The organism is Methanosarcina sp. Kolksee, from assembly GCF_000969945.1.
GTDB lineage: Archaea > Halobacteriota > Methanosarcinia > Methanosarcinales > Methanosarcinaceae > Methanosarcina > Methanosarcina vacuolata.
Genome location: NZ_CP009524.1, coordinates 4,052,793 through 4,065,023 on the forward strand (window position 1 = coordinate 4,052,793; position 12,231 = coordinate 4,065,023).

The window sequence follows — 12,231 nt, forward strand, 5'->3', positions numbered from 1 at the left end:
GGGAAGTTGATGAATCCCATACTTATTGTTGCTCAGGCTGAATCCCATACTTATTGTTGCTCAGGCTTCAACTTCGATCTGGTTAAGTTTATTGTAAAAATCAACTATCAACTTTGCAGCTTCGCTTTCCATGTTTAACTGGAAAATTCGAGTTTGCTTTCCGAAGGGTTTTTCTGTAACAACTCCTGATCCAACCAGAGGTGTGATAACCCTTGATACACTTGCGTGTGACAATCCAGTTTCTTCAGCTATTCCTGAAAGATAAGTTGGTTCGTTTTGTCGTTCAATAAGATTCTTAAGGACTGTCATCTGTGCGGTTTTCCCGAATATTTTTTCTAATTTATCCATTGTTTTTCATCTCAGAGATGGCTTTTCTCTAATTAAATAATTCCTATTTTCTAATATTAGATACGACCATATATTTATTTCTTTTCTTTAATATAAATTGACTGATATTTAAGAGTATAAATGAAAACAATTAAAAACAGTCATTCTACACATACAAACAATAATGGAAACTCCAGAAAAGACATATATTTTTTCTATCTTTTACGTTAAATCCAAGATGAAATTATGCAATCCAGGCTGAAAAAGAGATTTCTTTTTTCAGATCCCTTTAAATAAATCGCAGTTTTAACTTAGAACCTATCAGAGAAGTGTTGTAACCGTTATATCTAATAGAAAAGTAAGATAATAGACAAGCAGGCTAAGACCTGAATATCTCCATATTATTTTCCATTACTGTTTCTGATAGCCAACTGCTCAGACAGATGCCTCTTAGATGTCTCCAAAGTCTTAATAGCTTTATTTATATTATATAGATCATTTAAAATGGTTTCCATGTCCGGATAAGTAATTTATCCTTCTCTTCCAATATATAAAAATACCTTTTTCATTCTATGTAAATCGTTTCCAAAATATCCCTGTAAAATGCTCTTCATCCACCCTCATATTTTCAATCATCTGTGACGCCGTATAAGGTACAATTCCCCGGCTGGCAAGAGAAATAATCGCCTTTTCCCCTGCGAGCGTAATATTCTTGCGTTTCTGTAAACTTTCTGTATCCGTTTTTTTTCTTTAGGGGAAACCTTGACCTTTTTTGCCTGTTTCTTGGCAAGGTTGATTTCCCCTTCTTCCCAGGGTTTGAGGCTGCAATCATCTTGTTTTTATAGTAGCCAACTGATTAAAATCATAAATAAACAAAAAAATTGAATTGGGGATAAAGACATCTGAGTATTGTAGACGGAGGGTGAGTAATGGTATACATTATAAATTGATTGGGCCAGATGTCTTTGCTGTATAATATTTAGGGATCGTTATATAAGTGCTATTATCTACTGCTATTTATCATGTATTTATTTCAGTACTCATATTCTTACTTTCAATAGTGCACCAGTATACATTATATCCTGTTTTTCATTCCCAAAACTTCTTCGTCTTCACATAATTTCTCTCTGCAACCAGAATATCCCTGTAAAACGCTTCTTCGTCCACCCTCATCTTTTCAATAACCTTTGACGCCGTATCAGGCCCAACTCCCCTGCTCGCAAGCGCAATAACCGCCTTTTTCCCCTGCGAGCGTACTATGCTTGCGTTTCTGTAAACTCTCTGTATCCGTTTCTTTTCTTCGGGAGAGACTTTGACTTTTTTTGCCTGTTTTTTGACAAGGTTAATTTCCTCTTCTTCCCAGGGTTTGAGGGCTGCAATCATCCTGGACTCGCAGACCGGGCAGATGATTTCTTCAGGGACGTTCTTGACCTGCCGGCGTGAAGTCCATTTCTTGCAGTTAGTACAGAATAAAATAATTCGGTCGTTCATAATGCGTTCCTTAAGGGCAAGCACTATTGATCGGTCGGCTTTCTCCGGTGCGACCAGGTCTTTTTTCATGGCAAAACCGGCTGAACCAATCGGAGTTGGCAAGGACACTTCAACTGAAATTTCGCCGGCTGCAAGTCTTTTAAGGACTTCTTTTGTCCTCGGGACGTCAAGCAGGTCGTGGAAGATTTCCCGGATGACTTCGTCATACATTGAGGAACCCTGGTATATTTCCAGCAGCTTTTTCATGCTTATCCGGTCGTAATCAACGTCTCTGGATAGGGCTCCGAATTTTCGGGCAACGTGGACCATTTTCCATTTCATCAGCATTGTGTTTTTCAGGGTCATTTCTATGATCGGCTCAACGTGTTCAGGGCGGAGGGAAAGCAGCATGTCCCGGATTTGAAAAGAGCCTACACGCCTTGGGAGGGTCAGCTTTATTCTGTAGGGGTCCACCTCCTGGGCTACACTGCTTCCGAAGCGGGCTGAAAGAAGCGAGGTCAGAACCCTGGCAAGGGTACCATTTGTATTATGGCCAAAACAGGCGTTCAGGGTTACAGCATCTCCTTCGTCTTCAATCACAATCGTATCCGCATCAGGGAGGGGGAAGCCTCCTTCGACGTGTTCACGCACAAGGCGGACCAGTTCAAGCACAGCATTCCTTGCTACGGGATATTTTGCCTGGAGTTTTTCGGCAATTGATTCATCATCAAGTTCTGCCCGAATAAAAGCCGCAATTTCCGCCCTTAGCTTTCCTACATCCTGGGCTACTTCAAAAGGCACAGGGATTTCTTCACCGGTCCAACTCGGAACCTCACCTGTGCCTTCCACAGGTTCGACTTTGATTCTGTCCTTTCCCTGCTCGCGGTCAGGCATCTCAACGACCCGCCACATATAGCCTTTCGTTATGAAAACGGCACCAGGTTCTGCAAAATTTACGACAAAGGCTTCGTCCAGCACGCCGACTGATTTTCCGCTTACAATATCATAGATCTCGTACTTTTTCTCGTCCGGGATCATGGAAAGGTTCTCGTAATAGTATTCACGGCTTTTCCTGCGTCTTTTGACGATATTTAAACCTTTTTCACGCCAGACCAGTTTGTAATCCCCTATCTGGTCCACAACTCTTTGCAGTTCCTCAAGCCGCAGATCCCTGAATGGGTAAGTCCGTTGAAGAATCTTGAGAATTTTCTCAATTTCAATCTCCCCAAAATCCATAACCATGCCCGCGATCTGATTTGCCACGACGTCCAGGGATTTTATATGCGGAGAAACTTCTTCCACCCTGCCTTCCAGTGCAGCTTTCGTAATTGCCATACTTTCTGCAGTATCGTCGACTTCCATAGAAATTATAGTACCCCAGGAAATCGAATGCAGCTTATGCCCGGCTCTTCCGACTCTCTGGAGAAGCCTTGAAACCTGGCGCGGAGACCCGTACTGAACTACCCGGTCGACGTTTCCTATATCGATTCCAAGCTCCATTGACGAGGTGCAGATAAGGCCTTTAAGGGCTCCTGATTTGAACGCCTCCTCAGCTTCCACACGGGCTTCAAAAGAAAGCGAGCCGTGATGTACACCTATGGATGTCCCGAGTTTCCGAAAACCGGCAGCTAAAGCTTCGGCACTCTGCCTCGTATTTACAAAAATAAGAGTGGACTGACTATCTTCGACAATTTTCCGGATGCAGAGCAGGTGAGATGCAAATTCGGGCTCGCAACCAACTGTTTTTGCAATTTCCAGGACTTCTTTTTCCCTTATCTTTCCTTTTTCTGAAACCTGAGGGTTGACCACATCAAATTCAAGCAGTTTCAACAGGGCTACCTCAATTACAGTAAAATCCCTTCCATTACCTGCTAGGAACTTTGCAATTTCCCAGGGGTTCCCGACTGTTGCAGAAAGCCCGATTCTCTGGAACTCTCCTGAAATTTCCACAAGTCTCTCAAGCCCAACAGCCAGTTGAGTTCCACGTTTTGAACCTGCAAGCTCATGGATTTCGTCTATCACGACATGAGTTATGGTTTCAAGGTTCTGGCGCAGGCGGGAGCCGGTAAACATTGCCTGCAAGGTCTCAGGAGTAGTGATCAGTACATCAGGGGGATTTTTCGACTGGCGCTGCCTTTCACTTTGCGGAGTATCACCATGCCGAACCTGGACTTTGATGTCGAGCAACTGCCCGAGGATTTCAATACGAGAAAGCATATCCCTGTTAAGTGCTCTCAATGGAGTTATGTAAAGGGCTGAAATTCCCTTTCTGGCTTCAGGTTTCTTTTTCAGGATACTGTCAAAAACAGGCAGCACGGCTGATTCGGTCTTGCCTGAACCCGTAGGAGCTATCAAAAGAGTATGCTTTCCATCCATTATGTGAGGAAATGACCTTTCCTGAGGTTCTGTGGGTTTTGTAAAGCCAAGAGTTTTGATGGCTTCCTGAATCTTTGGATGAAAAGTGTTAAAGATGTTATGAAATGTCATGTTTTTGTAATCAATTTTTGGTTAAATTGTTCAATTATTGTGTTAGTTGGCACCAGTATAAATGTTTCTCTGCAAGTGCATAAATAAAGTGAGTAAAAAAATAGAAAAATGCGGTCTCGAATTGAAAATTGTCTTATCCACAGGGAATGACGAAGAACCAAATATATAAATTAACCTGTATTAAAATAACATCAATTAACCTGTATTAAAATAACATCAATTAACCTGTATTAAAATAACATCAATTAACCTGCATTAAAATAACATCAATTAACCAGTACCTAATTATAATTAATTTGTCCTAATATAATATAAATTAACCAATACCTAATTATAATTAATTTGTCCTAATATAATATAAATTAACCAGTATCTAATTATAATTAACCTGTATTAAAATTGAAAAATTAAATATATGGAATTAAAGCTATGAAGAACTGAAGGTCGAAATCACACAATTTATTTTCAAGGTACGTAATCTATATAAAGGTTTGAATACAAATATATATTTATAAACTTAATTAAGGAATCAAATGTCAGGAAAAAAATCTTTAATAATAGTTGCAGGCATATGCCTTTTGTTAGTAGGAATTATTATTCTAAACCCTTTTATGCAGCAGAATTCTCCAACTAACAAAGAAGAAAACAACAGTGAGAACAAAAACAACAGTGAAGAAGAAAACAATAGTGAAAGCGCTAGTCCGAATTCTTTCTTCATAAATAATTGGGGTAACGCAAACCATGAAGTTACTGTAGAACTTCTTAACTCAAAAAACAATTCTGTATTTAGCGAATCATATACCTCGGTTCCTGGAGAAACCATAGAAGATCAATTTCCAGTTACACCGGTAACAGGGGGACAAGTTGTAGTTACATTAGATAACAATATCACCAGGACCCAGCCGGTTTCAGAGGATTTGACAGACCTAGTACTATACATTGACATAGATATGATAGCCAGTAGTCCATTGGACCTGACCACTGTTCTTCCATGAATTAAATAAGGAATGATTCAAATATAATATCAAAGGTTTTCGTTGCCAAAAATGATTATTTAGGGAAATGGAACTATAGATCAATTCCCAGACTGAAAATTTGAAGTTATATTTTTATCATTCCTTAACTCTGACACTATAAATGTCAGCGTTTATGGCGACGTGTTCCTGCCTCAATTAATGAGGCAAAGGAACTGCTAACTGCAAATCTAAACCTGAAAACGTTGAAAAGCGACGAAAGATACTCATTTTATCAAACCTTTGTGGAATATGGTGGAGTTAAACAAAAGTGGGTTTTGTTACTCTCTCATAAAATGAAATAAAAAAAGGTAACTCTTAGAAGGAAGCTTGAAAAATAGCTTGAAAAAGCAGAAAAGTCGCTTAAAAAGCTGGCAGGAAATGACTTTTTCTGTGAAGAAGATTCATAATTTCATATTCTTTTTTCTTCTGTATTTTCCAGTTCTTTATTATAATAAAGAGTAAACTCCTTTCCAGGGCGTAAGGAGAAATTATATGAGGCATATTTTTCTTCCGGAATTACTTCATACATCCGATATTTTGCAGGCACGATTATTGCATCGTATTTTGCCTTAGCCGGAGGTTCTGTATAATATGCTGCTTTCTCATAGTCCCTGAGGTACCAGGGAAGGGGCCAGTAAAGGTTTTCGGGATCTACAACTGATATACTTAGAGTTTCAGGCCCAATATTAAATCCTTCAATTTTCTCCATAAGTTGCCGGATATCCGGAGATGCCTGTGAATACGTCATCAGCTCATCAGGTTCCATACTTCTATAAAAATTTACAGAAATACACTGGGCCAGGGATATTATTAGTGTAAGCACCAGAATCCCCACAACAAAGATATGGGCTCTGGAACGTTTTGTCTCGAAAGTGGGGTTTTTGTCTGTTCCGGATAAATTCATGTTTTCTGTTCCGAGTAAATTCTTCTGTCTTTGGCCAGGCGCCCTGGAAAAAAAATCCCCCAGATAAGCTCCCGCCAGAATCCCGAAGGGTAGGACAATGTGCACAACAAGCCAGGGGACTTTTTCCTGAAGATAGGAATAGAGCAGCAAACTCGCAACTGCCCAGTAGGAAAGAAACATGAAAAAGGAGGCATTTTCTCCTTTCTTTTTAAGGAAATGAACAATACCTGCAGTCCCAAAAATCAGAATCGGGCTTTCGTATACAAGAAGGATAGGAATATAAAAGTAAAAAGGGCCTCCTATGCGTTCAATTCTGTGCATCTCCATCCAGTGAGAAAAAGCCCTTTCCACAATTGAAAAGAGGGTTTCCGGGGTTCTGAAAAGGCTTGTGTAGAATAACATTACTATAAAAATAAACAGAGTACCTGAAAGCAGAACTTCCGGTATAAATGGAAAAATAGCTGAAATCTTGAGAATAAGAGTTTTTTTAAGGCTCAACTTTTCTTTTTTCCAGTCGGAATAGAACCTGTACAAAGAATAAATCCCTGCATAGGCTCCGAACATGAGAATAATAAGATAGGCATTCTCTTTTGAAGATACAGCAATTGCAAGAGAAGATGCTGTAAGGATAAGATAAGGGTATCTCTTTGGGCTGTGAAGGTTCTCAAGGTATCGAATTCCCCCTATAACAGTTGCCAGTGTGCAGAAAACAATGATTGGGTCATTCCTGAAGAACCTTGAAAAGTATACCATACTTGGAGAAAAAGAGAGCAAGAAAGCCGACCAGAGTACACCTCTTTCTCCAAGTTCCTTCTTAAGTAAAAAGAGCAGAAGAATTGCCGCTACTCCGAAGAAGACAGGGATCAAGCGTGCTGTTGTGTCGTTTATTCCCAGAAAGTGAAAGACAACAGCAGTAGAATGAAAAAGAAAAGGGCCGTGATAAGCCGGATTATATCTATATTGTCCGGTTTCAAGAAGTCTAAGGGTAAAACTGGCATGTACGCTTTCATCGTGATGGAAAACTCGCTCTCCCAGATCAAACAGTCTTATTGACAGAGCAAAAAGGATGATCAAAAATCCGAGTATTTTATATTTTTTTTCAGAAAGTTCTGGCGAGTTTTTAGTATTGTAATCCCGGCCTCGCTGCATAATTCCCCCAATCCTCCAGCATAGCTGCTTCTTTATGAGCATAGATATATTTAAGGGATAGGATGAAATAGTCTCTCTCATGGCTGAGGTTAAAGTCAAGTTATTTGCAAATTTGCGTGAAAAAGCAGGTACATCGGAACTGCAGCTATCGGGAGAAAAGGTTATTGATGTCCTTTTATCCCTTACTGAAAAATATCCCGAGCTGAAGAACATTATTTTTGAGGAGCCCGAAGGAGAAAGCGAAGCTCCAGTTATGTGCGGTTCAATTAATGTCCTTATAAATGGAAACAATGCCCGGCATCTCGATGGGCTTGATACCCTTCTTTCGGATGCCGATGAGCTTGCCGTCCTGCCTCCGGTTTCGGGGGGCTGATTTTTTCAGGAAGGACGATCATGGGCAGGATATTCAAAGAACGAACCTCGGTTGATGAAGCTTTGAGACTTTTTCTTGAGCATATTTCTCCTCTAAAGAAAACAGAAGAAATCTCACTCGAAACCTGCACAGGCAGGGTACTGGCAGAGGACGTGATCTCGGAAAGGAATGTCCCTCACTACCGGCGTGCAGCTATGGATGGATACGCGGTAAGGGCTTCCGACACTATGGGAGCTTCCCCTACAAATCCGGTAATGCTGCAGCTTTCTGACCGAGTAGAGGAAGGATGTTTAACCTGGGTCCATACTGGGGCTTCAGTGACTGAAGGAGCTGATGCTGTCGTAATGGTTGAAGATACCATCGCCGTAGGAAACCTTGTTGAGATCAGAGCTCAGGTCTACCCGACTCGTAATGTGGGACAGGTTGGAGAGGACATAAAAAAAGGAGATGTTGTTTTTGAGGAAGGGCATCTTCTTCGTCCTTGTGATGCTGCTGTGCTTGCGTTGCTTGGACTTGACAGGGCAAAGGTTTTCAAAAAGCCTGTTGTTGCAGTTATTCCAACAGGGGATGAGCTTGTAAGCCGTCAGAAAGGCAGGGATGTGCCTCTTCCTGGTATGGTGCTTGAGACTAATGGGCTGATGTCGGCTCTTTATGTGAATAAATGGGGTGGAATTCCCCGATATCTCGATATAGTGCCTGATAACCCGGAAAGTATAAAAATGGCTATAGAAGCAAACATGGATACCGATATGATTCTTCTTTCTGGCGGAACGTCAGTAGGAAAAAGAGATCATGGCCCTGAGGTTGTGGCAGCTCTTGGAGAACTGCTCGTTCACGGCATAGGAGTCAGCCCCGGTAAACCTGCAGCCATTGGGGTTATAAATAACGTTCCTGTCGTTTGCCTTCCAGGTTATCCGGTTGCCGGGCTCGTTGCTCTCTATCTCTTTGTCCGTCCTGGGATCAGGAAACTGGCAGCAATTCCTGAGATTCCCGAGCTTGTTCTTAAAAGGCGCCTGGCTGCAAAAGTCAGTTCGAAAATAGGATATGTTAATTTCATCCGCGTTGTATTTGAAGGAGATAAAGTGCGCCCTCTTACCGGAGCTGGAGCCGGGGTACTGAGTTCCGTTGCTAAGGCTGATGGGTATGTGCTGGTGCCAGAAAACATTGAAGGGTATGATGAAGGAGAAGAGGTTGATGTCTTCTTAATAGAATGATATTTCTGTGTTCTCTCAAAAACACTCTTTTTTCCCTTCTTTACTCTGTTTTTCTCCATTGAAGCCCGGAAGGAATTTTCCCTCTTTCTGAGATAAAGTTTTATACTTCAAGGGATAATCAAACGAAGAAAACCATAGCTAAAACGCTCAGAGCTAAAACGTTCAGAGCTAAAATGCTCAGAGCTAAAACGTTCAAATCTAAAATGTTCAAATCTAAAATGTTCAAATCTAAAATATTTGGAGCTAAAACGTTCAAATCTAAAATCTAAACTTTTAAGTGATTCCCTGAGTGAAAAACAATGTCTTCCATGCATAAAGACCTGGATAAGATTTTTCTCATAGGCGCTGGCGGGTTCCTTGGAGCAATATGCCGTTTTTCACTCTGTGAGCTCATGGAATCGCATTTAGGTATCCTTTCGGTAAACGTACTCGGAAGCTTTATGCTCGGTCTGATAATGTACGACACTGAGTATATTGGGTTTATAGGTCCAAAAGGAAAGCTTGCTTTCGGGACTGGATTTATGGGAGCATTCACAACATTTTCGACGTTTGCAGTCCAGTCTTTTACCATGCCCTTTTTCCCTGCTCTGGAAAATATCAGTGTTAACCTGATTCTTGCCCTGGTCGGCGTGTTCATGGGCAGGAGTACAATAAAAGCCCTTTCAGGTAGAGAGGTATGAAGAGATGTTCTCCCTTCCAGGCATGGAAAAACTCTTTTTGATAGGTGCAGGTGGTTTCATTGGGGCATGCCTTAGATATATGGTTTCAAGCCAGGTTCCCAGGATTAAGAATATCCCTGCAGGCACGCTTACCGTGAACCTCTTAGGGACCATTGTACTCGCTTTTCTCACTTTTTCTTCTGAACCCCAATCTATGGTCTATCTCGTAAATATAGGAATTTTAGGTTCCTTTACCACATTTTCTACCTTCGCATATGAAACTTTCAAATTGCTTGAAGAAGGGCAAAATTTCTCCTTTTTCCTGAATATCTTTCTTAACGTTGCACTCTGCCTCGCAGGAGTAAGCATTGCATACCTGGCCCAGGGTTTGTGAGTTTAATACCGAAAGATGAGTAGAAAAATTTTCTATGGAATGTATTATTCTAGAATTCTAGAAACTATTATTCCATGAAGAAAATCTATTTTACGGCTTAAAAACAAAAGCCAAAAAGTTAAGTTAAAAAAGTTAAGTTAAAAAGTAAATTCAAAAAAGTAAATTTAAAAGCCCTTAAGATTACTTTACAAGAGCCTTTGCGGATCTTCTGATGAAGCGCCTCTTATGACCTGAAGAACTGAAGCGCTGTGCAGGTCCTGGATGTGCTTTTTGAGCCTGTGACTTCTGGACCTTAATTACTCTGCCTTTTCTGCCTTTTACTTTTACCCAATCAATGCTGCCGGTTTTGCCCATTATCATTCCTCGTTAAGTTTAATCTTAATTTTCTCTGAATTTATTTGTAATTTATCACGTAATATCCAGGTATTCGCTTATTGCTGGACACTGCCGGTTGCCGCGGATTCTTTCTTCTCCTCGGCAGAGTCTCAATAAACAGGTATTTAAACAGGTGTTCCCTGGTTCTATAGCGTTAAGTGTTAAATCGATAATTCTCAATGATTATTGAAAAATATCTAATATTTTTTGAAGCCTGAAAGTGCGAAATTATAAATGTCATCAAGCCTTGAGTTTATGTTAAAAAGAAATGCTAGTAATTAAATGTTACGGACATGGAATTAAAACAAGGTAGAATTGCACTATTCTTTTCTTAAAAAGGTGATTAACGTAAAAAAAAATAACATTGAAACAGGGCTTGCAGATGCAAGGGAAGAACTTGCAGGCGTAAAGAAATTTCCTGACCCTGAATTTGTAGGCATTATTAAAGGGCTGGGGTTCAGATGTGAACTTTGTGCACGGTGCTGCACAAAAGAGTTTAATGATCATGTTTTCCTGCTCGATGCAGACCTGGCCGTTATAAGGCAGATAAATCCGGATTCAGTTATCCCTGCTCCATATCCTGAGTTTTGTGACCAGAAGGGCAGGTTTTATGTCTCAGGCTATGCCTTGAAAACAAAACCTGACGGCTCTTGCATCTTCCTTGAGAATAAGCGATGCAAAATTTATGACAGGCGTCCTTCAATCTGCAGGGTCTATCCATACATGCTTCATCGGGAAGCTGACGGCTCTGGCAATGTGGACTGGCGCCAGATAAGCGGCTTAAACGAGCATGGGAGCTATTATTCAGAACTAGAGAATTCCGAATGTGAAGCAATTGCGAGGGAGACAAGGGCTTATGAAGAGGCTTACCTGAGACAGATGATCGGGTTTTTTGAAGCTGTGAAGGCTAACTTCCAAAAAAAAGGACTGAAGCACGTTCAAAGCGTATATGACCGCAGAATACGGGAGTTTCTTAAAGGCAAGTGCGAACTTGAAGTCTTTGTATATTATAACGGCGAGTTTGAAAAATGTAACCTTAAGCCCGGTACTTAAGCTTGGTACCAGTCAACAATGCGGTATATATTGGCAATTTGATTTTATTTTGCCTTGCCTTTTACTTTCCACCTGAGAAGTATCCCTTCTTCGATTGTTTCAGCAGAAGACAATTCAAGCATCAGGAGTTCGGCCTCTGAAAATCCTTCCCCGTCCGTAAAAGTCGGGGCTGTTTTTCCTCCGATTATAAGGTTTCCAACGAAAGTATAGACTTCATCAACAAGACCCGCAGAGAGCATACCCCAGTTCAGGGTTGCACCTCCCTCAACCATGAGGGTGTTTATTCCTATTTCCTTTAATTTTGCTGCAAGCTCGGTAAGATCAACTTTAAAGGTCCCTGTTTTAATGACGAGAGCTTTTTCTTCCAGTTTTTCTATCTTTTCGTCAGGTGCAGAAGTTGAAACGGCAATTATCCGGAGTCCGTCTCCTTTTTTGAAAATATCGGCATCAAGCGGAGTCCTTGCTGAACTGTCCACAATGATCCTTACTGGATTCTCGTTTTTTCCCGCGGCTTTCCTGGCTGCCCTTCTCTCTGGAGACTTTACGGTTAAGCTTGGATCGTCCGAAAGGACAGTTCCTATACCTACCATAACTGCATCTGCCTGGGCTCGGAGTTCGTCAACCCTTTCAAAATCAAGTTTTCCGGAGATTCTGACCTGTTTCCTTTCCTTTGTTGAAAGTTTGCCGTCGGCTGATATAGCAGAATTAATAAAAACAAAAGGTCTGTCCATTTTTCTGGCTCCTGAAAAAAGTAATTTTCGGAGGCGTTTCTGGAGAGAAAGCCTCTTTACTGGAATAAATTTTGAATAG

At 40.9% G+C, this 12,231-nt stretch carries 11 protein-coding genes and 1 pseudogene; 7 read left to right on the forward strand and 5 right to left on the reverse strand.

The window, feature by feature from the left end; genetic code table 11:
- Positions 1-60: 60 nt before the first annotated feature.
- Together MSKOL_RS16595 and MSKOL_RS16600 are read right to left on the reverse strand one after the other, a co-directional pair.
- Positions 61-348, reverse strand: coding sequence for a MarR family transcriptional regulator (locus MSKOL_RS16595; RefSeq protein ID WP_048122801.1), 288 nt, complete (start codon positions 346-348; stop codon positions 61-63).
- Positions 349-1,416: 1,068 nt separating this feature from the next.
- On the reverse strand, positions 1,417-4,284 hold the full coding sequence (locus tag MSKOL_RS16600) for a DEAD/DEAH box helicase (protein ID WP_048157788.1): 2,868 nt from the start codon (positions 4,282-4,284) through the stop codon (positions 1,417-1,419).
- Between the two features lie 533 nt (positions 4,285-4,817).
- On the opposite strand from MSKOL_RS16600, the gene MSKOL_RS16605 reads away from it, so the two are divergent.
- Positions 4,818-5,279: a hypothetical protein gene (locus tag MSKOL_RS16605; RefSeq protein ID WP_048122796.1), complete on the forward strand. Its 462-nt coding sequence runs from the start codon at positions 4,818-4,820 to the stop codon at positions 5,277-5,279.
- Positions 5,280-5,440: 161 nt separating this feature from the next.
- Positions 5,441-5,704 (forward strand): annotated as a pseudogene (locus tag MSKOL_RS20525) (IS1634 family transposase); the annotation flags it as partial.
- A 5-nt stretch (positions 5,705-5,709) separates the two neighbouring features.
- On the opposite strand, the gene MSKOL_RS16610 reads toward MSKOL_RS20525, so the two are convergent.
- Positions 5,710-7,353 carry a flippase activity-associated protein Agl23 gene (locus MSKOL_RS16610; RefSeq protein WP_048157790.1) on the reverse strand — a complete coding sequence of 548 codons (1,644 nt, stop codon included), beginning with the start codon at positions 7,351-7,353 and terminating at the stop codon, positions 5,710-5,712.
- 79 nt (positions 7,354-7,432) lie between these two features.
- Here MSKOL_RS16610 and MSKOL_RS16615 point away from each other — a divergent pair, with 79 nt between their 5' ends.
- From MSKOL_RS16615 to crcB (MSKOL_RS16630), 4 genes are all read left to right on the forward strand, one after another.
- The gene (locus MSKOL_RS16615) at positions 7,433-7,726 is read left to right on the forward strand and encodes a ubiquitin-like small modifier protein 1 (RefSeq protein WP_048157792.1); all 294 of its coding nucleotides are present in this window, start codon (positions 7,433-7,435) and stop codon (positions 7,724-7,726) included.
- Positions 7,727-7,746: 20 nt separating this feature from the next.
- The gene (locus MSKOL_RS16620; protein WP_048157795.1) at positions 7,747-8,940 is read left to right on the forward strand and encodes a molybdopterin molybdotransferase MoeA; all 1,194 of its coding nucleotides are present in this window, start codon (positions 7,747-7,749) and stop codon (positions 8,938-8,940) included.
- A 299-nt stretch (positions 8,941-9,239) separates the two neighbouring features.
- Entirely contained in the window at positions 9,240-9,620 is a 381-nt protein-coding gene (gene crcB, locus MSKOL_RS16625) for a fluoride efflux transporter CrcB (RefSeq protein WP_048157796.1), read from the forward strand.
- Positions 9,621-9,624: 4 nt separating this feature from the next.
- Entirely contained in the window at positions 9,625-9,993 is a 369-nt protein-coding gene (gene crcB / locus MSKOL_RS16630; protein ID WP_048122786.1) for a fluoride efflux transporter CrcB, read from the forward strand.
- 180 nt (positions 9,994-10,173) lie between these two features.
- Here the strand turns inward: crcB (MSKOL_RS16630) and MSKOL_RS20805 are convergent, their stop codons facing one another.
- The gene (locus MSKOL_RS20805; protein ID WP_158498980.1) at positions 10,174-10,347 is read right to left on the reverse strand and encodes a DUF5350 domain-containing protein; all 174 of its coding nucleotides are present in this window, start codon (positions 10,345-10,347) and stop codon (positions 10,174-10,176) included.
- A gap of 360 nt (positions 10,348-10,707) precedes the next feature.
- Here MSKOL_RS20805 and MSKOL_RS16635 point away from each other — a divergent pair, with 360 nt between their 5' ends.
- On the forward strand, positions 10,708-11,421 hold the full coding sequence (locus tag MSKOL_RS16635; RefSeq protein WP_048158439.1) for a YkgJ family cysteine cluster protein: 714 nt from the start codon (positions 10,708-10,710) through the stop codon (positions 11,419-11,421).
- A 44-nt stretch (positions 11,422-11,465) separates the two neighbouring features.
- Here MSKOL_RS16635 and MSKOL_RS16640 read toward each other — a convergent pair whose 3' ends face one another.
- Positions 11,466-12,152 (reverse strand): 2,5-diamino-6-(ribosylamino)-4(3H)-pyrimidinone 5'-phosphate reductase, encoded by a 687-nt coding sequence (locus MSKOL_RS16640; RefSeq protein WP_048122784.1) that lies wholly within the window; start codon positions 12,150-12,152, stop codon positions 11,466-11,468.
- Positions 12,153-12,231 lie beyond the last annotated feature (79 nt).